The organism is Cypionkella aquatica (assembly GCF_030161095.1).
Classification (GTDB): Bacteria; Pseudomonadota; Alphaproteobacteria; order Rhodobacterales; family Rhodobacteraceae; genus Cypionkella; species Cypionkella aquatica.
Map to the genome: position 1 here is coordinate 342,104 of NZ_BSPP01000011.1, position 21,536 is coordinate 363,639.

Below are 21,536 nucleotides of genomic sequence, written 5' to 3' on the forward strand. Positions count from 1 at the left end.
CCATGGCCACGCTTGTCCTCGGCGCTGTCGGCACTGCCATCGGCGGGGCCTTTGGCGGCGCGATCCTCGGCTTTTCCGGCGCGGCCATCGGTGGCTTCATCGGCTCGACCGTGGGCTCTGTGGTCGACAGCTGGATCGTGTCCTCGCTGGCTCCGACCCAGCGGATAGAGGGCGCGCGGCTTGACACGCTGCGCATCACCTCGGCCACCGAAGGTGCGGTGATCCCGCGCCTTTACGGCCGCATGCGCATCGGCGGCAACATCATCTGGGCCACCGATTTCCGCGAGGAGACCAAGACCACCACGCAGGGCGGCGGCAAGGGCGGTGGCGGCGGCAAGGTCAAGACCACCGAATACCTCTACTATGCCAGCTTCGCCGTAGCACTTTGCGAGGGTCCGATCACCGGCATCGGCCGCGTCTGGGCTGACGGCAAGGCGATGGACTTGGGCACCGTGACCTGGCGCTGGTATCCCGGCAACGAGGTGCAAACGGCCGATCCCTTCATCGCCGCCAAAATGGGCGCGGCCAACACGCCCGCCTATCGCGGCACGGCCTATGTCGTGTTCGAGGATCTGGCGCTGGCAACCTTCGGCAACCGCCTGCCGCAACTCAGCTTCGAGGTGTTCCGCCCGCTGGCCGACCCCGACACCGCCGAAGGGCTGACCCGCGCCGTCACGCTGATCCCGGCTTCGGGCGAGTTCACCTATGCCACCGACGCCATTCGCAAGGGCAGCGGCGGTGCGACCGTGGCCGAGAACCTGAACGCGCTGCCCGACCAGCCCGACATCGTCGTGGCGCTGGACCGGCTGCAAGCCATGGCCCCGGCGGTCGAGAGCGTCAGTCTTGTGGTCGCCTGGTTCGGGAACGACCTGCGCGCGGGATCCTGCAAGGTGAAGCCCGGCGTCGAGGTCGCTTCCAAGGCCACGACGCCCGCCAACTGGTCGGTGAACGGGGTCAACCGGGCCAGCGCGCATCTGGTCAGTCGCGACGCCGAGGGTCGACCGGTCTATGGCGGCACGCCTGCGGATTTCGCGGTGGTGCAGGCGATCCAGGAGATGAAGGCGCGCGGGCTGCGCGTCACCTTCTATCCCTTCCTGCTGATGGACGTGCCGCCCGGCAACACCCTGCCGAACCCCTACAGCGCCAATGCCGCCACGCCGGGCCAGCCCGCATTTCCATGGCGCGGCCGGATCACCTGTTCCCCAGCGGCCGGATTTGCCGGATCGGTGGACAAGACCGGCACGGCGGCAACGCAAGTGTCGGCCCTGTTCGGGGCGGCGACGCCGGGGAATTTCAGCGTGTCGGGCGAGACGGTCAGCTTCACCGGCTCGCCCGCCGACTGGGGCCTGCGCCGCATGGTGCTGCACTACGCGCATCTTTGTGCGGCGGCGGGCGGGGTCGATGCTTTCCTGATCGGCACCGAGATGCCCGGCCTGACCACCATCCGCTCGGGGGCCAGCACCTATCCCGCGGTTGCCGCTTACAAGACCCTCGCGGCCGACGTGAGCGCCATCCTCGGCGCTGGTACCAAGATCGGCTATGCCGCCGACTGGTCGGAATACTTCGGCCACCACCCGCAGGACGGTAGCGGCGATGTATACTTCCACCTCGACCCGCTCTGGTCGGACGCCAACATCGACTTCGTCGGCATCGACAACTACCTGCCGCTGTCGGACTGGCGCGACGGCTTCGACCATGCCGATGCCCTCGAAGGCTGGCCCGCGATCTACGACCGCGCCTATCTGCAGGCGAACATCGCGGGCGGCGAAGGCTTCGACTGGTTCTATGCCAGCGCCGCTGACCGCTCCGCGCAGATCCGCACGCCCATCACGGATGGCGCGGTTGCGAAGCCGTGGGTCTTTCGCCCCAAGGACATCCGCGCCTGGTGGCAGAGCCAGCATTTCAACCGGCCAGGCGGGGTGGAAAGCGGCTTGGCCACCGCATGGGTGCCGCAATCGAAGCCGATCCGGTTTACCGAACTCGGCTGCCCGGCCATCGACCGGGGCACCAACCAGCCCAACGTCTTCTTCGACCCGAAGTCGTCCGAGAGCTTCACGCCGTATTTCTCGCGCGGCTGGCGGGATGACGCGATCCAACGGGCCTATCTGGAGGCGAGCTACCTGCATTGGGGCGACCCGGCCCACAACCCGACCTCCAGCATCTATGGCGGCCGGATGGTGCATGTGCCCGAATGTGCCGCCTGGACCTGGGACGCGCGGCCCTATCCCTTCTTTCCCGAACTGACCGATGTCTGGACCGATGGCCCGAACTGGCGGCTCGGTCATTGGCTGACCGGGCGGCTGGGCGCGGTGTCGCTAGCGGCCCTCGTGCGCCACATCTGCCTACGCGCCGGAATGCCGGAAGCCCTGATCGACGTCACCGGCCTCTGGGGGGCCGTCGAAGGTTACGCCATCACCGCACTGGAAGCGCCGCGATCCTCGATCAGCACGCTGGCCCGGCATTTCGGATTCGATGCCATCGAGACCGAAGGCATGATCCGCTTTGTCATGCGCGGGCGGGCGTCCGTTCTGACCTTGGCGCACGATGACCTCGTGGCGTCCCGCGAGGGCGAGGCACTGGAACTGGTCCGCGCGCAGGAAACCGAACTGCCGCAGGCGCTGAAGTGGCAGGTCGCGCGGGCCGACGAGGACTATGACGCGGCCCTTGTCGAAGCCCGCCGCATCACCGTCGACACCACCCGCATCGCCTCGGAAAGCTTCCCGATGGCGATCCCGCCCGAGGAGGCCGAACGCCGCTGCCGCCGCGCGCTGATGGAGGCCTGGATCGGTCGCGAGAGCGCCAGTTTCCGCCTGCCGCCTTCGCGGCTGGCGCTGGACCCGGCCGACGTGATCCGGCTGGTCCATGACGGCCGCGAAATCGAGTTGCGGCTGGTGTCCATCGCCGATTCCGAGGGGCGCGGTGTCGAGGCCGTCCGTCAGGATCGCGCCGCCTATGACCTGCCGCCCGGCGATCCGCGTCCGGCCTCGCTGACCCGGTCTGTGGTATTCGGCGCGCCGGATGTGGTGCTGCTCGACCTGCCGCAACTGTCCGAGGACCAGCCCGCGCACCGACCGATGGTCGCCGCCCATGCGGTTCCATGGCCGGGCGAGATGGCAGTGTTCCGCAGCCCCTCGTCGGATGGGTTCAACTTGCTGACCACATTTGGCAGTCGCGCCCGGATCGGCACGCTGGCGTCGGACTTCTACCCGGGCCCGACCTCGCGCTTCGATCTTGGCAATGCGCTGGTCGTCGATCTGGCGTCCGGCACGCTGGAAAGCGTCACCGATCTGACCCTGTTTGGCGGCGCCAATGCGCTGGCGGTGGAAGCCACACCAGGCATATGGGAAATCGTGCAGGCGGGTGCCGCCGAACTGATCGCCCCCGGCCGCTATCGCCTGACCCGACTGCTGCGCGGCCAGCGCGGCACTGAAGCCGCGATGGGCAATCCCACCCCGGCCGGGGCACGAGTGGTAGTGCTGGATTCCGCCCTTGCACCGCTGCCGATCGCCGAAGCCGATCTCGGTCTGCCGTGGAACTGGCGCATCGGCCCTGCGGCGCGGTCCGTCAGCGACGCCAGCTACACCGCGCTGGCCTTCACGCCCGCCGGTCGCGGCCTCGTGCCCTTCGCCCCGGTCCATGTCGCGCAGCCGTGGCGGACAGCGCGCAGCCCGGGCGATTTGACGATCCGCTGGGCGCGGCGGTCTCGCGCGCTGGTGGCCGATGCCTGGGAACAGGTCGAGGTGCCGCTGGCCGAAGATGTCGAGGGTTATGACGTCCAGATCCTCGATGGCGCTTCGGTCAAGCGCACGCTGACCAGCACCACGACCTCCGTCCTATATACCGCCGCCCAGCAGACTGCCGATTGGGGTGCGCCGCTCGGGCCCGGCCAGACGCTCGCAATCCGCATCTACCAGCTCTCGAACCGCCTTGGCCGCGGCGATCCCGCTACCGTCACCCTCCAGTTCTGAAGGCCCGCGCCTCATGTCCGATACCTCCACGCATCTTGGTCTGCCGTACCTGCTGGCGGCTCAAGCCCAGAAGCATGTCACCCACAACGAGGCCCTGCGCCTGCTCGACGCCATGGTGCAGCTGTCGGTCCTCGACCGCACGCGCACCACGCCGCCAGCCAGCCCCGCCGATGGCGACCGCCACCTCGTGGCATCGGGCGCGACGGGCCTCTGGGCGGGGTGGGATCTGAACGTGGCCTTCTGGGTCGATGGCGTCTGGCTGCGCCTTGTGCCGCGCCAAGGCTGGCTGGTCTGGGTCGCGGCAGAACAGATGTTCCTGGTCTGGAACGGCAGCGCATGGGATCCGGTCGGTGTGCCGCAGGATGTTTCCGACGCGATCTTCAGCCTCGTCAACGACGCCGATCCGACGAAGAAGGCACTGTTTTCGCTGTCGGGGATCACCACCGGCACGACCCGGACCTTCACACTGCCGAACACCTCGTCGGAACTGGCGATCCTCGCGGGCACACAGACCTTCACCGGCAACAAGACATTCTCCGGCACGCTGACCGCCTCGGGCACCGTCACGGTCTCGGCGGCTTCGGCCAGCATCGGCACGGCAACGACCACCGCCACCTACGGCATGGGCACCGGGGCGACGACCACCGGCGTCACCAAGACCGTGAACCTCGGCACCGGTGGCGCATCCGGATCGACCACCGTCGTCAACATCGGCTCGGCCACGGCAGGGGCCGGGGGCACGACCGTGGTGAATACCCCCACCGTGACTTTCGCCAATGCGGTGACGCAGGTCGGCATGCCCCAGGCCAACCTGACCGCGCAGCTTCTCGGCCTCGGCGGGGCGACAGCCGACAGCTACAACCGCGTATCGGTCAACACCCCGGCGCTCCTGTTCAACAACGCCGGTGCCGGGATCGAGGCCACCGTCAACAAGGCGGCCGCCGGAAACGACGCAGCTTTCGCCTTCAAGACCGGGTTTTCGGCCCGGGCGCTGATCGGCCTCTTGGGCAACGACGATTTCAGCTTCAAGGTCAGTCCGGATGGCTCGGCCTTCTTCGATGCCATCAAGGTGGACCGGACCAGCGGCCAGGTGGAACTGCCGCAGCCCACCATCCTGCCGGGTCTCAGTGCCGCTCCATCTCCTCCGCCCACCGGCAAGGCGGCCGTCTACGCCCGCAACCGGGCGGGGGCACCGTGGATCGACGTGATGCGCCCCTCCGGCCGGGACTTCCCGCTCCAGCCCCATTTCGGCGTCAATCGCATCGCCAACTGGTCGCCGTCCGTCACGACTACGATCACCACCGAGGGTCTGCCGATCACCAACGTCGGCACCGTCTCGCACCCGACGCTGGCTGCGACGAACCTTGCCGCCAGCATGCGGCGCTGGCGTCTGACTTCAGCGGCGTTGGTGGATTCGGTGGCCGAGCAACGTTCAGCAGGTTGGGCCTGCTGGCGAGGCAATGCGGCGGGACTGGGCGGCTGGACCTTCGTGACGCGGATTTCGCTCACGACACTGCAGGCGACCGGCATGGGCTTCTTCGGCCTCTATGGCTCGACCGCCGCGCTGGCCACCACCCTAACGCTGGCCGCCGCCACCAACTGCATCGGCATCGGTTTCCAGCGCGGCTCCCACACCCGCTGGCAACTGGTCGCGAACGACGGCACCGGTGCACCGACGCTGACCGACATGGGGGCGAGTTTCGCCATCGCGACGGGTGGGGTGCTGACCCTGTTCATCGCGGCACCGCCTAATGGCAGTTCGGTCTGGGTGCGGGTGGTCGACGAGGTGTCGGGCGCAGTGTTCGAGCAGGAAATCACCGCCGACCTGCCAGTCAACACGCAGTTCCTGTCACCCCGGCTGTTCATGAACAACGGGGCAACGGCAGCAGCAGTCGCTTATGATTGCTCGGGGGTGTATGTGGAGACAGATTACTGAACACTGAGTATAGCGCGCTATGAAACAAGCTCGATGTACCCAATCAACTCAGCCGAATAGCTACCGTCGCCAGCAGCGGCACCTTTGTGCCTCAGCTCCCGCTGCAAAGTTGGTTCCACATGCTGAGCAAACAACTCAATCCGCCCTTCCGCCGAAAGCGCTGGGCGACACGGGTTTGATCGCAGCACAATGTCTATCTGACGTTCAGCTGCTGGTAACCTGGTGCCTTCAAGATTCACGGCGATTGCTTGGATTGTAGACCTGTGTTCACCAGCGCTATTCGACGTCTCGATCATCCAAATAGTGAGAACTGCTGGCCCATGACCGCTGTCTTCAAGGGCAACGCCTAACGACTCGGGCGAAACGCTGCGCCATCGCCCCAGCTCTTCTTGGAGCAGTGGGTGATCTAGCCCCATTAGATCGTATTTGTCGTTGCCGGTGGCAGTATCTCGATCAAGCGTGAACCTTGTTTTCAGTGTTCCCTCAGAAGTGATCAGATCGACAGTTCGATCATCGACCTTGACCACTCGCATGTTCTGATTGCTCACGGTTGACGACAGAAATGCAACCAGTCGCCCCATACCGGAAGAAACATCGGAGAATGGCTTATAGTCATCTAGACTAAAGCCATCTAGGTCTTGGAAAAGGTCAAATACGACTTCTCGGGCCTCGCGCGCATTGGATAGTGCCGCCTCAAGTTCAACCGCTGTCCGCTTAAGCTCAGGATCACCTAGTGCCTCTTGATACAAACGATCATAGTTTAGGCGCTCTGAAAGCTGCCCAAGTATCTGCGACCTGAGGTCTTCAGCGACATTTCCTTGATCATCGACTTTTCCAAGTGTACGGGCAATCTCTGTGAGCTTGTCATCAAGCAGCAGGAAAATTCTGCCTTCAATAGTGTCAGAAAGAACAAGATTATAGACTTGGGCTGTGTGGTTTTGACCGTAGCGATGAATGCGACCAATTCTTTGCTCCATGTCCATGGGATTCCATGGCAGGTCAAAATTGAAAAGTATCCGCGCAAACTGAAGATTTATCCCTTCTCGACCAGCGGCAGTGCAAACAAGAACCCTCGGCCCATCCTTTTGCTTGAATCGACGCTCCGCTGCTACCTTTGCCCCGTGATCGCCTCCTCGTAGCACTGCTACCCCTTGACCTGGATAGACTGCTTCAATTTCCTTCGCAATCAGATCGACTGTGCCGAGATACGTGGCAAAAATCACAATCTTTTCGTTCGGGTTCTGTCGCCAGAGCACACCCAAACCGTCGACTAGTTTCTGAGCCTTGGTTTCGCGCTGGACTGGGAAGCTGCTGAGTAGATCGGCAATTCGGAGCCGCTCTTCGGGAAGATGCAGATCAATCGCGGCGGATGCCAGATCTTCGAGATGCGAGGACACGAATTCGCTGCCGTAGGGATCCGACGCCATCTCCAGCTCGTCTTCATCCAGCTTTTTGGCGAGGCGATGTTTCAGGTCTGCCATCACCCTGTCAACTTCGCTTCTCGAAATCGGATCTCTGCCCAGACCCCATTCAATATGGATCAGCTCTCGGGCTTCATCGTAAAGACGCTCCCGCCCCTCGATGTCGAGTTCGCGATCTCGCAGCAGCGCTTCATGCAAGGTCAACATCAGCATCCGGCGTTTCAAAGTACGTCGAACGGCCGCGAAACTGGATGCAGCAATCTTCTGGAATATTGCCATTAGGAAGCCAAGGGCGCGGCCTTGATTGCCTTTGCGCTTTGCCAGGTCAAAGCCGTCCTCAAGGTATTCACGCAGTTTTTCGTAGAAGCCCCGTTCCTCCTCACTCATTAGGAATGATTCCGTGTGTACCCAGCGTCGGGCAAACAGCGGTTCGCCATCAGGTTTGCACGCATCAGCTTTTGTCCGGCGGAACATCACCGTGTTCAGACGATGCCGGTTCTCCAGCATGTCTTCGGGGCTGCTGAAGAGGGTTGGGTTCAGTAGCTGGATCAGCATCCAAAACTGGAAGTGATTTCCCTGGTGCGGCGTAGCTGAAAGCAGAAGCAGGTCGCGTGCATGACCTTTCAGGGCTTCGCCAAGCTTGTAGTTCTCGGTCTTTCGCACCTTGCCGCCGATGCGGTGTGCGGTGACATGATGTGCTTCGTCGAAAACCACCAGGTCCCAACGTGGCGCATCCAAGAGGCGCTTGATGCGGGCTGGGCGCTTTAGAGTGTCGATGCTGGCGATCAACCGATCATGTTTCGCGAAGGCATTGGTTTTCCGGTCTGTTATATCCCCCTCGGAACCGAACACCTCGAAATCGAGATTGAACACTTCATTCAATTCCCGATGCCAGTTGTTTACCAGTCCGGCAGGCACAACCATCAGAGCGCGGTTTAGTTCACCCCGGCTAGCCAGCTCTCGAAGGATCAAGGCTGTTTCGATGGTTTTGCCGAGCCCAACCTCGTCAGCAATCAGGAACCGGCGGGGTGACGCTGTCGCGATCCGGTGGGTCAGAACAACCTGATGGGGTAGCAAGTCGATCCGCGCAGAGGTCAGCGCCGATGCGCTTTCCATGATTGGCAGGGCATGGGCTTCATAGGACAGCCAGACACTCCGTGCTCTTTCAGCGGTCCCCTCGACTGAACCGAGGATTCGCTCGGTCCTTGACCGTTCCTTTTTGATGCTGCCGAGTGGAACTCGGCGCTCGCCGCCGGTGAAGAATGCCCGAAGGTAGCCGTCGCGTGGTGGCTCAAGCACGACGCCAGCGCCGTGGTCGGGGTGGGTAATCCGTTCACCCGGGCTGAAAGTGATCTCAGTTGACAACATCAGGTGATCCGGAGGTGGAAGAGGCCGGCAGGCTTGCTCCCTTGCGTCAGGACGATTTCCTGCGGGTATTCCCGGGCTTCGCCCCAGAGCAACCGTCCGAACTCGATCTGTTCGTCTGAGTAGGGGGCTGAACAACGCCAATGAACTGCTTCGGTCGCTGGCGAGACACCGAGCCGCCGGTGGCCGGTGGGCAACCAGAACACAAGAGCGGCCTCTCCAGAATAGAAATCCTGGAATGATAACACGGTGGCTTTCAGCTCGCTGCCCAGCCAAGCCTCAGCATCGGTTGGCGTCATGAGATCAAGACAGGCATCCAGACCTGCCACGACCAGCGTGTTACTGCCGTTGCTGGGCAAGTCATCTGGCCAGCTCCTCGAAGCGCGGACCAACTCGCGCAGGCTGAACACCTCGCTTGCCTTCGCTACAGAGGAGAAGGCGTCGTTTTCCCAGATCCAGCTGACGCCGCGCCGCTGCCATACGCTGTCGAGAAGCTGCTTCATGCTCAGTCCTCCTGGAACAGCGACAGTTGGCGCACCTGGTCTTTGTTGCTGGCGGCCCAGTTGTTGTAGATCGTCAGTGCCCGTGATGCGGCATTACGCATCGTTTGGGTCTGGCCCCGCTTGCTCAGCCATTCGAGCAGGCTTTTCAGCGCCGGGTGCGGCTTGAAGTTCTCATTCTTAAGCGTGTCCGAGGCGTTGATGCCGCTGCCGTCATAGCAGGCACCCACCATCACAAGGGCCTGATCGAGGTCGGCCGTCAGCTTGCGCCGATGCTTGCCCTGCCAATCGCGAGCAAATGCCAGCGGGTCCACCAAGTGAAAGACCTTCTTGTCCTCATTGCACCAGCGTCGTGTCTCGAATTCGTCCGGGGCTATGCCTGAGCCGCGGAGTAGCTTCTGAATCTGGTCGCGGGCCAGTTCGGTCTTGCCGTCGAAGATGCGGAGGAACTGGCGCGAGATTGGCTCTGCGATCACTGGCGGCGGCTCGGCCGTCTTGTTCGCGTCCTCGTCGATCAGCTGGTTGATCCCGACCAGCGCGTCCTTGACCGAGATCGGACGGCCTTCATCGACATAGACCTTGCCGTAGTGGCGCGAGAAGTATTCGAGCGCCTTGCCACGGCGGATGACCTGAAGGTCAGCCGCAGGTAAACCCGCACGGGCGTGGTTCTCCAGCATGCCCTGTAGCTGCCGGACATCAGCCAGCACCTCGCGGCGCATCCGGCCCCAGCTGACCGGCTTGGGTTCTTCGGTGCGCTTGCGACAGACGTGAATGATGTCGTACTCGATCTGCTGGGAACCGAAAGTACCGGGCTTGCTGCCTTCGCCCTTGGTTTCGTCACTGCGGATCGGATATGCGGCCTCAAGATAAAATCCGGCATCGAAGAGGCTTTCCAAGACAGAAACCCAAGGCTCATCCTCAGAGTGGTGGAATGTAAATGCCAGAAGGCCGCCATCCTTTAGTATCCGATGAGACTCCACCCAACTTTGCGTGAGCAAACGCTTGTAAAAGCCTTCGGGGTCATCCTTCTCGCGAACGGGGTTCGTTACAGCTTCCATTGCTTTCGGAGTTAGTTCCGCAGAAAAAACTTCAGGATACTTGCCTTTCAAAACAAGCCGAAGCCAAACATAAAAGTAGTCAGCAAGTTCAGAGTATTGGATGTTGTTTCCGAACGGCGGATCGGTGATCACCAAATCTATTGAGCCGGTCTCAATTCCGTCCAACGCAGTCGCAGAGCCCTGAAAAAGCCTTGCTGCTGCAGGTTGGTCCTTTGGGAACACCTTCTCGCTTTTACCTTGAATCTCCTGAGAAAGCGAAGGCCACTCTCTTTCAAGATTGGACGCGGCAACTAGCTCCCAAGGGTTATCCTTCCATTCCAAAGCTTCGGGAATTACCTTTATTGTGCTTTTCCATGGGCCGTATCCCGCAGCTGCAAAAACACCAACTTCGACCACATTTGCCTTCGGGTGATAGTTATTGTTGGACATTGAGGGGGCGTAGTGGTCTTTTGTAATGTGCCAAAATGAAAACATTGACTGGTTTCGTAGGTACTGTTGGAATCCACCGAGAACACTCTCGCGTGCTGACTGGCTATACTTTGTTCCACCACATTCAGAGATCGCCTTGAGCAAGAGCGAGTGCACCAGAAGCTGGCGGGGATTAAACATATCTTGGAATTCTGGATACCCGTGCTCCGGAATTCTCTGATAAGTCGTCTTGAAGCCCTCAGGCAAGCGTGCTTTTGGCCAGAACCCTGCTAGATCAGTATTCCGGCGACGCTCCCATTCATATAGCGCGGCATTGTATTGCTTGACGTATATCCCTGTCGCAGGCATGTAAAAGCGCCCGCCATAGGGGGCTGCTTTCGATGACGGATCCTCAGTGTAACCCTGCAAGCCATAGTTCGCCATCGGCCCAGCTTTGCCAAAGAGCGTCATAGTCTGGAGAACGTCTTGCTCAGTTCCACAAGCGGCACAAGTAAAGTGCGATTTTTTTGGAACTGTCCCTGCGTCCTTTCCCGTTGAGAACGACACACCTGTCGTTGGGCATGTGACCGACTCCGGAAGTTGGCCGCGAACTTCGAGCAGATGAAGATTCTTTGCTCGTTCGTTATTCCACGGAATAGTCGAAGCTGCGTCGTCCTGTGCCGCGCCGCCAAATATTGTCCCGTCTAGGCCTTTTCGAGCGGTTCCTGCTAGCCAGTCAGGATGGACGAGCAATGTCAGCTCAACCTTCTTGTTCTTCCCTTTGCCCAAGCGAAGCTGCCCTCGACCGCTCTCTATGTGTAGCCCTGTCGTTGGATGAACGTGCGCGGCGGATTTCATTTCGCAGCCGGGGCAAGTTACTTGTCCGCTGGCCGACAGATTTGCATACGGCAGCTCCTCTGGCGCAACATAAAGGGGAACATCCGGCGCCATACGTGCCTCAGCCTCCTCGATGTCGAATGAGGTGTCGCAGGACGGGCATTTGTGTGCCCAGCTCTTCACAGAAATAGTCTTTATGGCCATGACAGGACTAGTCATTATCGGCGTACGATGGCCGCAGCCTGTCACCTGGCATGGCCCATGCTTGGCCCAGAAGGTGTAGATGATCTCGGGCCCTTCGTAGCCGTAGTCCTTCCGCTCTTCTGGCTTCAGGGCCAGCGGATCGAAATCCACGCCCATCACCTTGCCGGAGGGTTTATGCGTCCAGGTGCCTTTCTCGCCGTTCGGGCCGTCGCAATAATAGAACGGCATAATCTGCGGCTTCACCTCGGCCTCGATGTCGGCCAGCAGGCGCTTCACCTCATCCAGATCGACATCCGCCAGTTCCTGTTTGACCACGAACCAGGCAACGGGGTTCAGGTCGTTGCCTGACATCTGCATGCCAAGGCGAGAGCCTTCGACCAGCGTGGTGCCGCCGCCCATGAAGATGTCAGCGACCTTCAGGTGCTTGAAGGCACCCTTCTTCTGGTGGTTGGCATAATAGTTGTCCCAGACCAGCTTTGCCGCATGGGACGGATCTTCGGGTGCTTTGGTCGCGGCCGCGATGAGCATCGAGCGGAACACGCTGGACCGCCGCCGCGCCCACCATTTCGACATCTGATAGATCGGCTTGCCCGCGTTGCCCTCGATCACAGCGACCTGGTTCACGGGCAGGATAGGAAAATCCACCTCAAGGCAGGTCTTGGGCCGGTTGGGATCGCTGAAATCGACGGTCTCCATGGCGACGGCTTTACTAGCACCCACCGCACGCGCGACCTCTTGGGCAATCAGTTCTTTCTTGGTCGCCATGGGCGTTAATTCCTTACTTCGTCAATTCAACAAACGGGCAGAGCATCTCGAGCAGGGACAGGCCGCCATGCGCGAGGGTGGGGTATCCGCCCTGGCTTTTCCATTTCCAGCGGCCGAGGGCGAGCAGGTGCTTGCCGTGCGGGCTGTCAACCTGCAGCGCGACCGGGGGAACGAACGGGCCCGGGTCGTGATCGCCAGCGGCGAGGCGGCCGCTTTTGAGGGCGTTCTTCAGGAAGGTGCCCTGATCGTCTGCCGCGTCGAAGAATAAGCCGGTTGCGGCATAGCCGTGGTCGGAGGTGATCACCAAGCGGCGACCTGTCGCCAGCCGCTCCACGAATGACCAGAAATCGTCGCTGGTAAGCTGCGCCGCGATGTCCCGTGTGAGCACATCCAGACCTTGGCCGGCACCGGCGCCATCGTGGAGCTTCGTGTCAGGCCATTGGTGCCAGAACAGCCAGTTGGGTGAGGCGTCGATCAGCCCGGCACAATCTTTCCAAGGCATGTCGATGCACTCGGTCCTGGCAGGCGCGAGGCGGTGAAGCAGGCCGCCGCCGTTGTTCTGAAGCTGACCGCGGCTGTTCAACCCGAGCGCCTTGGCGAAGGCGTTTGTTTCGCTGGGTATCTCAGCCGCGTAAGCCGTGGAGGTATGCCGCGCGAAGCCGCGAGCCTTCGCGCCCTCGATCAGCCAGGGCAGTTCCCGCAGGCTGAGGCCGTCCAAGACAAGCACCGCTTTGGCACTGTATGGTTTTTCCCACCATTCGCTGACCTTGTCGGCGTTGCGCGGGACGATATCCCCAAAAGCCCGCCACAAATCCCAAGCCACCGACGAAAGGAAATGGTCCAACTCACCGATAGCGCGGTCGCGCCGTGTGACTTCCGCAGATGCGCTGGCGACATTCAGCGGACTGCCGCAGACTTCCAAGGCGAGTTCAATCACGGTCTGCCAAGCCTCTTCGGGTGAAGACTTGGTCAGATCAAGCAACTGTTGTGCGTCCAAAGCCATCAGTTGCCCTCCTTGTCTAGGGAAAGCTCGAACGTCATGCCATCAGGAAGCTTCTTGAGCAGCTCCTTGAGCTGAGCGCCGGTGGCTGCAGTTACCTTGATGGTCACTTCCTTGACGGGCGTCGCTGGACCAATGCCCCAGCTCTCAACTTTGCCGATGAGATTCAAAGGGGAGGTTGCTGAGCTGGCGAAAGGCGTACGACCGCTTCCTGCGCCTCCACCAAAGATCCCGCCCGGTGGCGGGGTTGGGTCTGGGGCGGGTGCGACTGGCGGGTCTCCGATGGCTCCACCAACCGGTGGAGTCGGTGCTGGTGCTCCACCGTCAAAGAGGCCACCAACAGGAGGCACCAAAGGTGGTGGCGTCACGGATGCAGAGCCGCCGGTCGACGGAACCGCAGAAGGGGGCAGAATGAAAACCTCATCCAGCTGACGACCAGTGAAGGCCAACTTTGGTCTCAGACGTCTCCAAGCGGCATCTTCATCTTCGCCGGCCAGAGCCTGCAAATACTCCATGCCACGCAAGTTGATTGCGACCTTGCCACGGGCACACAGCCGGATAATTCGTTCCTTCATTGCAGTTTCGCCAAGCCACGGGATGCAGTCTTGGCCAGAGGGCCTTGGTTCCTGAAGCTCCTTCAGAAGCTTACCAACCGAGCTGTTACTGTTCGCAGCATCAAGAACGAGGTCTTGGAAGTCTTCCGGCACGAACAAATCGTTCGTCAACGCATTCTCGATGGCGTCCGGGATCTTCGAACCTTGCTCTCGCAAGGCTTCAACGTGAAACTCACACTTCGAAGGATCCGAGAAATTCCACCTGTACATCACTGCAAATCGGTCGAACCGTTTCCGCAGGATATCCCTCAGTTCGCTTTGATACTTCGCGTGAAGCTTACGATATTCAGCGTTCTGGTTGCCCCATTCCCGCGCTTTCATTTCTGCGCGTGCAAGGATGATCAGGTCGCGGTCGTAGAATGCGTTCGTAAAGCCCGAGCGCGGCAGCAAGAAGCGCACGGTGTTCCTGCGCTTTTGCATGTGGTCTTTGACCCAACGCCCAAGACGTTCATGCAAGCGGTCGGGTTCTTCAGGGAGAACCAGGATGGGGAGTCTGTCGTCCCATTGATCTGGGTGTTCACTTTCCTCGAGCCCAGTCCACGGGTCGGTTTGCCAGCTGCGCGGCAAAGCAATCACTCGGAAGTTTCGCGCTACCTCTTCGGTTCCGCTGATGACGTAGCGAACTTCCTTGGCAAGCTGCGCGAGATCTGCTCCGTCAGTGAACAGCCTGTCGTTGCGGGCGGATGCCATCACTTTGGCTTGCGGGTTCTCTTCCTCTTTGAAAACCAGCCGCGTTCCGTCCTGGTGTATATTGAAGCTGTTTTCGATGATGGTTGCCAGCTCAACCTGGAAAGCGTTGTCGTCTACCTTCTTGGTCTTCGTGATGTCGGCCTGCAGGATCGCTGGGTCAGCGCCAGCCAAGTTGCCGACGGCAATTGACCGCAGCCACAAAGCACCGACAATTTCCTGAAGGTGGGGCGCTTTTGATGCGTGGTCCGGTACGGCTTCGACCACAGAGGTCAAATTTCGTAGGGCTTTGTCCCGAAGCGACCGGTGCTGTTGGTTCGCGACCGAGTCAAGCAATGCACCAATACCGGTGGTATCATCGTCGAGCTTGAAGTCCGCAGAGGTAAGGACCGGGGTCGCATCCCCCCGGCTTTTGAACAGGTTTGCGAGGATGCGGATGAGGTCTCGGGTCTCCTGCGCATCAGTTGCAACCAATACTTGGTCCTCGAGTAGCTGCAGCAGATGCGGCGAGAATGGCCAAGATTCGAGAAAATCGCGCTGTTTGCGATCCTGCTCACCGGCAGGAACGTTCATCAGCCTGATGTACTCCGAGACGTGTGTCGCCAATACGTTCTCAATCGCTGGCGAGGTGATCTGAAGCCTGTTCTCAAACAGGCGATGCAGCAACATTCTGCGGCGGTCGACCTGTATCTTGTCAGGGCTTCCACCTGCTCGAAAATCAACTTGGACCGGGTTTACTCGATGGATCTGTTGGTACGCATCGCTTGTGCCGTTTCGCACGGACACAACAAGCACAAGAAGCTCCGGGTGCTCCTTGGCGATTTCAGAAAGGATCTGAATGAAGTTGAACGCCCAGCTCTTCCAAGGGGTTTGCTTTGAGTTGGTCAGACTGTCGTACCATGTCTGGAACTCGTCCAGGAGCAGCATGGTCGGAGTGTGGCGCAGCAGTTCTAGAATAAGCTGATCGGAGGGTATGTCGGTCTTGGCCGACCCCATGCCTTCCCACTTTCCCTTAATGTATGTGCCATGTGGGTGGCGCTCAAAGATCATGTCCCACAAAAACTTGTACCGGTGGCGGTGAAGGCTTTCGCCGAGCACAAGCATGCCGTCTCGGAGGGGAATTGAGCCGATCTTCGGATCGTTCAGCGTCACTGACCAGTTGCCTAGCCAGGCTTTCGTCGAAGCTGGATCGTGGACAGCGTGATAAAGGGTGGCCATCAAGTGGGATTTGCCGAGGCCCCGTTCGCCGATGACTACGACGGGACGTCCTTGGCCAGGCCCTACGGCCTCTATGCCCTTCAGAAGATCAAGCGTGGGGTAGGTAATCTCTAAGAAATTCTGAGCCGGTACCTGTGTGGCGCCGGTATTGCTCTCGTTGGAAAGTTCAATCGCAGTGCCCTGCAAGCGGCGGCCTAGAAATTCTCCGCGTAGTTTAAGCCCGAGCATAGAGCACCCCATCACATTTCAGCTTCAGCGCGACGTACTTCCGCACTGGATGCCAGCAAAACAATCTGTTGTTCTTCCGGTTTTCGTGAACCCGGGGCTGAATCGAGGCCCAGTCGCCTCAAGGCGTAGTACAGCAGCGCCCGTCGAACGGATATCTTGGCACTGCCGCCCGTCATCCCATAGTCGAGTTCGATGACCCGGCGCTGTGTATCGGAAAGTTCCGGATGTGGGCCGATCACCAGATCGACCTGCTCAGCCCAATCCATGTCCGCAACGCTGCCGATCTGGGATGGCTGCACGCCGCGCGTTTCGAGGATCCGGGAGAGAAGGAAATCCTTAAAACAGTTATCCAGCAGGCAGAAAGCACGAGTGTGCCACCGGTAGCCATCGAACGCGATGGCATGCGGCGCAATCCAGCGCCAGACTGGTTCCGGACGAGACAGCGACTGGTACTGCACCTCGACTGCCTCGGTCCGACGAATGGCACCCACAATCGAGCGGAGTGTCACGGGGTTCACACCCCGTACCGGGGTTGGAGCTGCATCGTAAGCGGGATGGACAGCGATCCATGAATCCTCTGGATCGAGCAGTCCGTCGGCCAGGGACCGAAGCTGCGCGAGATAGCGGCCTGCGTCAGGTTGCAGAAACTGCGCCTTGAAACCAGGCCCGCGAACATATGTTCGCGCACTTTTGTCGTAGACCATGTTGTCCGGAGCAAAGCCGATGTAACGATTCAGGTCGGATGACGCCTGGTTTACCGACAGCCCGAACTGCTCCATCACGTCGCTGCGGTTCACATGCCCCTCCCAGAACAGGCGGAACTCGATGAACTCGAGCCGTTGCTCGACGCCCCAACGAAGTTCCCCACTGCCGTTTTCCAAAGTGTTCTCTTACCTTCGTGGATGCGTATAAATAATATGCGCGTCCATTTTTTGGACCTGTTCGGAGGCTACTTGAGCAAGGCAGCGTAATCAATCGAAAACTCGTGTAACGGCGAACGCCGATGCGAGTGAAACACGTGTTTTAGCAATAGGATAGGGCGTGCCAGGAGCAAACACGTGCTCGACCGGCACGCCCAACACTGAACATGGCAGGTTGAATCCTCGCCATGCGGTCGGCGAAACCTCGAGCCGACCTGGTGGGCTCCGAGCGGGTTCGCCGCCATCCCCACCGCCGCGCTTGATCCGGCCCACCGTCCGGCGTCTCCTGCGGTCCCCGCGCTTATCGGGTCCGGGTCCCCGTCGCGTCATCTTCAATTCTGGACGTCAATCGGTGTGGGCGGTCTCGCCCGCAGTGACTTCGGTGATCGTCTGAAACTCGCTCAAGAAGTCGGCGTGGTTCTGCGCCAGGTAGCGCGTGACCCGTGCATTGCCGACCAGTTTGCCGACGTATCCCTTGATCACCGTCAGCTGCAGATGATCTTGGCCGTAGGTGTCCTGGATGGAGGCGATCCCCTCTTGCAACCGGGTCAGTTCGCGCTCCATGCGTGCCATCGCTTCGGGCGTGATCCCCTTGACCTTCTTTGGCTTTGACGCCTCGACCAACTGCGCCTGAGGCGTGCCGGCCAAGATGGCATTGGCATAGGCAACCGAAAAATTGTTCGCGTTCACGAGGAGCTCTGCTGACTCGATCTGGCGTAAGGTCTTCATTTTGCGAAGCGTGTCGAAGACGGCAGCAGTGCAGGGTTTGTCTTTTAGGATTGCGACAGCTTCCTCGCAAATCCCGTCTAGTAGCCTTGCTTTTCGCATGATGCTGCGCGGGCTTAGGTCGAGCGCGGCCGCAATCCTTTCCTCGGGCACGCCTCGCTCAATCGCCTTGAGGATCATCTTGTGTTCCTGAATCGGCGCAAGGCGGCTGATCTGTCGATTGTAAGTGAAAGCTTCGTCATCGGTGGAAATCAGGCATTCAACCTCTTGCGCGCCCGAGTCCTTCAGCACTTCGATACGCATGTGGCCGTCCAGAAGCAGCCAAGTGTCCGCAGCGTCGGGGTTTCGCGCCACGACCGGCGGCTCGACAAGGCCGATTTCGGCTATGGACGCAGCGATCTGCCGGTACTTCCTGCTCGATTTCGCGGTCTTGCTCATCGTCCGGAGGGGCAGAACCGCTTCGATGCGCAGGGTGATGCATTGGTCCTCGAATCCTCGAGAAACCCCGCGGGAAGAGCTGGGCTCCCGCCTCACGGCTGCGCCCCGTCGATAACCGCTTGGGCCAGGTAGCCTGGCATAGTCTGCAGCCCCTCGGCGCGGAGCAGTGTCAGGAAGTGGTCATCGGTGCATAGCGTGCGAAAGGCCTCACGGACGAACATGAGCCGACTCTGGGTCAGCTCGGCCTTCTTGATCAGTAGCTTCTGGCGGGCCGCCTCTTGCTGATACGCCCGGACGAGCCCTTCGCTCGTCAGCGCTCGCTTGGGGCCCTTCCGGCCAAGCGGGTTGCTGCGAAGCTGAGGTCCACGGGCTTCCCGTTGCTGGATCAGACGGCGCACAAGGGTCAACTTTCGGCCGCGGAGTTTCTTTTGGGTGTAGGCATCCATCAGGGCGTCTTGTGCGCCCTTGGCATCCGTCTTCGATATCTCGATGGCCAAGTTGAGTGGCAACATCCCCGTTTCCACAGCCGAGACGAGGCGTTCTTCACCTTTTTCCAGCAGGCCAGCGATCATGCCGACATAGTCACCCGTCACGCCGATCTTGGCCCCAATCTGGCGGTCGCTGTAGCCGCGCTGCCGCAGGGTGCCAATCTCCCGCATCAGGTCGATCGGGTTGTGCTGTCGACGTGCGCAATTTTCCACCAAGCTCATGACAAGGCACTGACTCTCATCGGCGTCGATCACGATCGCAGGGATTTGCGTCTGCTTTAACTCGATGAAGGCTTCGAGTCGGCCCTGACCGCACACTAGATCATATTCTGTCGGGTCGGTCCCCGGGCGCGGCGCGACGGTGATGGGCCGCTTCAGGCCAATGCTGGCGATGTTGGCGACCATCTCTTCAAAGGCCCTTCGATTTCTCACACGGGGGTTCAGGATCCTTATCCGATCCGTCGGGATCATCGTCACCTGCTTGTGGCCGCCATGCTCCTGGTCGTCATCCATCACGCTACCTCCGAGATCCGCGCCCGCGATGCGAGCGAGTAGAAAAAATCAAGTGTTTCACACCTGTAGGCATCCAGCGAAAGGCCGTTCTGTTCGGCAAGTTTCAGGCGCCCAACGGTCATGTCGATGCTGGGCAGAAGGTAGTAATCGCGCGGCGCCCCATTTGCTTCATCCATGCGGACGGCAATCGTGATGTCTGGAACCAGCCCAACATCGAAGCGAATGTGCCAGCGCAAGGCCCCTGCCGCCGTGATCTGGCATCGTGCAAGGACAATCGAAATCGTGAATTCGTCGTTGACCAGCACCAAGTCGGTGTCTTTGTTCCGGACGGTGGTCCCGCCGTGCCGGACAATGCCAGAAATGATCTCGGCGACCGTTTTCGGATAAGCGTCCCGCAGGGCGCGGTTGATCTCGATGTATCGATAGTCCCGGTCCGGCTGATAACCGACTAGCCGATAGGCGCGGAGCAGGCTTCCGAAACGGCTGCGATATGCGCTGGAGGAGGGCAGCCCTTCCTGCTCATCGATGATCAGTGCGGAAAGCATGCCTTGCCGCTCCAGGATGGAGCGCAGCGCTGCGAGCAATTCCTCGTCCGTGAAATGACGGCTTCGGGCATCAACGATTTCTCGCGCGCGCACGAACAGGGCACGATCGACGATAGATGGATACGCACCTTCCGCGCGGATCCACATGTCGCGCGGGTTCACGACCCGACGCTGCTTCAGCTTGAACGATACCTTTGCGAAAACATTGTTCCCGATGTATTTTTCATTGGTCAGCACCTGATGGACGGTCGCCCTTGTCCAGAGGCGGCCAAGGTCGGTGCGGTGCTCTTCGGCATTCAAGATCTCCGCGATTTCTCTTTCCGGGCGCCCCTCGGTGACGAATATCTCGTACATGCGCTGAACGAGCCGCTGCTCCTCATCAGGGCCGGGCACCAATATCACGCGGTCGGTCTGCAGGCTCTTCTGCTCGCCGCGCGACAATTCACCCTTCGGATTGCCATGTTCGTCGATCAGCATCCGCCGCAGCCCATATCCGGCCGCGCCACCCTGTCGATAGCCCAGCTCGACGAGGCGGCATTGCCCGGCGAAGACCTTGACGGAGAGCTCGCGGCTATACTCGCCCGCCATAACCCGCTTGACGGTCTTCAGGAGGTTCGAGCCGATGCTGCCGTCATTTTCGAACTGCTCGCCGCAGTAGTGAACCCGGATTCCGGCGCGGGAGCAGACGTGTTCGTGATAGGCGCCCTCGTCTGCGTCCTGAAACCGGCCCCAGCGGCTGACGTCATAGACAAGGATCGCCTTGAAATCGGCACGGCTTGACTGAACCTCGGCCATCAGGTTTTGCAGTGCCTCGCGCCCGTCGAGCCGTAGGCCAGAGCGCCCAGAGTCCTCGAACACGCGTAGGATCTGCAGGCCGCGCGCGGTGGCATAGTTACGGATAATGTCCAGCTGGTTCTCGGTGGAGTATTTCTGGTGATCGGTCGACATCCGGACATAGGCGACCGCCGGCACATCCATCTCTGGCGCGCTGTCGCTCTTGCTCGAATTGGTCACCAATCGACCGCTCACACGTCCATCTCCACGCTATCTCTGGCAAATTCGTCCGAACCGCCTGAAACCAGGGCTGAATCCCTCGCATGCATTTAAATCGAGGGAGGTCGGAATGTCGTTTCCGAAAAAGGGCAAGTTCTTTCCGAAGAAAAACGGGTATGATGACAACGGCCAGAACGAGCCAGACAAAGTTTTTGCTCTCGAGATCGCGGCAGCGCTTCGCAGATCCGTCGGGGACAGCAGCGCGGGTGCGAAGGTCGTCGCGTCTTGGACCGGGGCGAACGAGAAGACGGTGAAGAACTGGTTCGCTGGCAAGTACGGCCCTAGCGGCGAACATCTCGTGGCTTTGGTCCGTCACTCGGACGACGTACTTGGCACATTTCTTGCGATGGCGGGGCGGGAAGAACTTATGGTGGCAGTCAAACTCATAGCGGCCGAGCAAGCGATTGCAGAACTGTTGAAGGCCGTGCGTCTGTTGGGCAGTGAGGGGGTGGATAAAGGAAGAACCTGAAGGCAGACACTGTCTGCCAAAGTTTGGCTCTGCGGTTAGAATGTGGTCCTCTCAACAAGGCACCTGCCATGCCAAGTGGTGCCCCTCCATCAGAGCTTAAATGTGGTTTGGCCCGACTCAAGCCGAGTGTCGCCAACACGGGGGCGCCGAGAAGCTGCCCGGGGTGCATGGAAGA

The 21,536-nt window shown here is 60.4% G+C and carries 12 protein-coding genes; 3 read left to right on the plus strand and 9 right to left on the minus strand.

Annotated elements, in window-relative coordinates:
* Window positions 1-2 precede the first annotated feature (2 nt).
* Window positions 3-3,968, plus strand: coding sequence for a baseplate multidomain protein megatron (locus QQJ98_RS17105; RefSeq protein WP_284326575.1), 3,966 nt, complete (start codon window positions 3-5; stop codon window positions 3,966-3,968).
* Between the two features lie 13 nt (window positions 3,969-3,981).
* Window positions 3,982-5,904, plus strand: a complete 1,923-nt coding sequence (locus QQJ98_RS17110; RefSeq protein WP_284326576.1) for a DUF2793 domain-containing protein — start codon at window positions 3,982-3,984, stop codon at window positions 5,902-5,904.
* Between the two features lie 17 nt (window positions 5,905-5,921).
* On the opposite strand, the gene QQJ98_RS17115 is transcribed toward QQJ98_RS17110, so the two are convergent.
* From QQJ98_RS17115 to QQJ98_RS17155, 9 genes are all read right to left on the minus strand, one after another.
* A complete protein-coding gene (locus QQJ98_RS17115) occupies window positions 5,922-8,693 on the minus strand; it encodes a DEAD/DEAH box helicase (protein WP_284326577.1) in 2,772 nt (923 codons plus the stop codon).
* Window positions 8,693-9,193 carry a hypothetical protein gene (locus QQJ98_RS17120; protein WP_284326578.1) on the minus strand — a complete coding sequence of 167 codons (501 nt, stop codon included), beginning with the start codon at window positions 9,191-9,193 and terminating at the stop codon, window positions 8,693-8,695. The genes QQJ98_RS17115 and QQJ98_RS17120 overlap by 1 nt, the downstream gene beginning before the upstream one ends.
* Before the next feature lie 2 nt (window positions 9,194-9,195).
* On the minus strand, window positions 9,196-12,462 hold the full coding sequence (locus tag QQJ98_RS17125; RefSeq protein ID WP_284326579.1) for a DUF1156 domain-containing protein: 3,267 nt from the start codon (window positions 12,460-12,462) through the stop codon (window positions 9,196-9,198).
* A gap of 13 nt (window positions 12,463-12,475) precedes the next feature.
* Window positions 12,476-13,465, minus strand: coding sequence for a hypothetical protein (locus QQJ98_RS17130; RefSeq protein ID WP_284326580.1), 990 nt, complete (start codon window positions 13,463-13,465; stop codon window positions 12,476-12,478).
* Window positions 13,465-16,209 (minus strand): DUF499 family protein, encoded by a 2,745-nt coding sequence (locus QQJ98_RS17135; RefSeq protein ID WP_284326581.1) that lies wholly within the window; start codon window positions 16,207-16,209, stop codon window positions 13,465-13,467. The genes QQJ98_RS17130 and QQJ98_RS17135 overlap by 1 nt, the downstream gene beginning before the upstream one ends.
* Window positions 16,210-16,220: 11 nt before the next feature.
* Window positions 16,221-17,090 carry a BrxR family helix-turn-helix transcriptional regulator gene (locus QQJ98_RS17140; protein ID WP_284326582.1) on the minus strand — a complete coding sequence of 290 codons (870 nt, stop codon included), beginning with the start codon at window positions 17,088-17,090 and terminating at the stop codon, window positions 16,221-16,223.
* Window positions 17,091-17,474: 384 nt separating this feature from the next.
* Window positions 17,475-18,293, minus strand: a complete 819-nt coding sequence (locus QQJ98_RS17145; protein WP_431307832.1) for a plasmid partitioning protein RepB C-terminal domain-containing protein — start codon at window positions 18,291-18,293, stop codon at window positions 17,475-17,477.
* Between the two features lie 92 nt (window positions 18,294-18,385).
* A complete protein-coding gene (locus QQJ98_RS17150) occupies window positions 18,386-19,294 on the minus strand; it encodes a plasmid partitioning protein RepB C-terminal domain-containing protein (protein WP_284326584.1) in 909 nt (302 codons plus the stop codon).
* Window positions 19,294-20,817, minus strand: coding sequence for a recombinase family protein (locus QQJ98_RS17155; RefSeq protein ID WP_284326597.1), 1,524 nt, complete (start codon window positions 20,815-20,817; stop codon window positions 19,294-19,296). Before QQJ98_RS17155 ends, QQJ98_RS17150 begins: the two co-directional genes overlap by 1 nt.
* A 145-nt stretch (window positions 20,818-20,962) precedes the next feature.
* On the opposite strand from QQJ98_RS17155, the gene QQJ98_RS17160 reads away from it, so the two are divergent.
* Entirely contained in the window at window positions 20,963-21,361 is a 399-nt protein-coding gene (locus QQJ98_RS17160) for a hypothetical protein (RefSeq protein WP_284326585.1), read from the plus strand.
* Window positions 21,362-21,536: the final 175 nt, after the last annotated feature.

What these genes read in the sequence shown, in the direction of transcription:
- QQJ98_RS17105 (WP_284326575.1), top strand. Translation starts at nt 3, where the DNA reads ATGGCCACGCTTGTCCTCGGCGCTGTCGGCACTGCCATCGGCGGGGCC.
- QQJ98_RS17110 (WP_284326576.1), top strand. Translation starts at nt 3,982, where the DNA reads ATGTCCGATACCTCCACGCATCTTGGTCTGCCGTACCTGCTGGCGGCT.
- QQJ98_RS17115 (WP_284326577.1), bottom strand. Translation starts at nt 8,693, where the DNA reads ATGTTGTCAACTGAGATCACTTTCAGCCCGGGTGAACGGATTACCCAC.
- QQJ98_RS17120 (WP_284326578.1), bottom strand. Translation starts at nt 9,193, where the DNA reads ATGAAGCAGCTTCTCGACAGCGTATGGCAGCGGCGCGGCGTCAGCTGG.
- QQJ98_RS17125 (WP_284326579.1), bottom strand. Translation starts at nt 12,462, where the DNA reads ATGGCGACCAAGAAAGAACTGATTGCCCAAGAGGTCGCGCGTGCGGTG.
- QQJ98_RS17130 (WP_284326580.1), bottom strand. Translation starts at nt 13,465, where the DNA reads ATGGCTTTGGACGCACAACAGTTGCTTGATCTGACCAAGTCTTCACCC.
- QQJ98_RS17135 (WP_284326581.1), bottom strand. Translation starts at nt 16,209, where the DNA reads ATGCTCGGGCTTAAACTACGCGGAGAATTTCTAGGCCGCCGCTTGCAG.
- QQJ98_RS17145 (WP_431307832.1), bottom strand. Translation starts at nt 18,293, where the DNA reads ATGAGCAAGACCGCGAAATCGAGCAGGAAGTACCGGCAGATCGCTGCG.
- QQJ98_RS17150 (WP_284326584.1), bottom strand. Translation starts at nt 19,294, where the DNA reads ATGGATGACGACCAGGAGCATGGCGGCCACAAGCAGGTGACGATGATC.
- QQJ98_RS17155 (WP_284326597.1), bottom strand. Translation starts at nt 20,817, where the DNA reads ATGGATGTGCCGGCGGTCGCCTATGTCCGGATGTCGACCGATCACCAG.
- QQJ98_RS17160 (WP_284326585.1), top strand. Translation starts at nt 20,963, where the DNA reads ATGTCGTTTCCGAAAAAGGGCAAGTTCTTTCCGAAGAAAAACGGGTAT.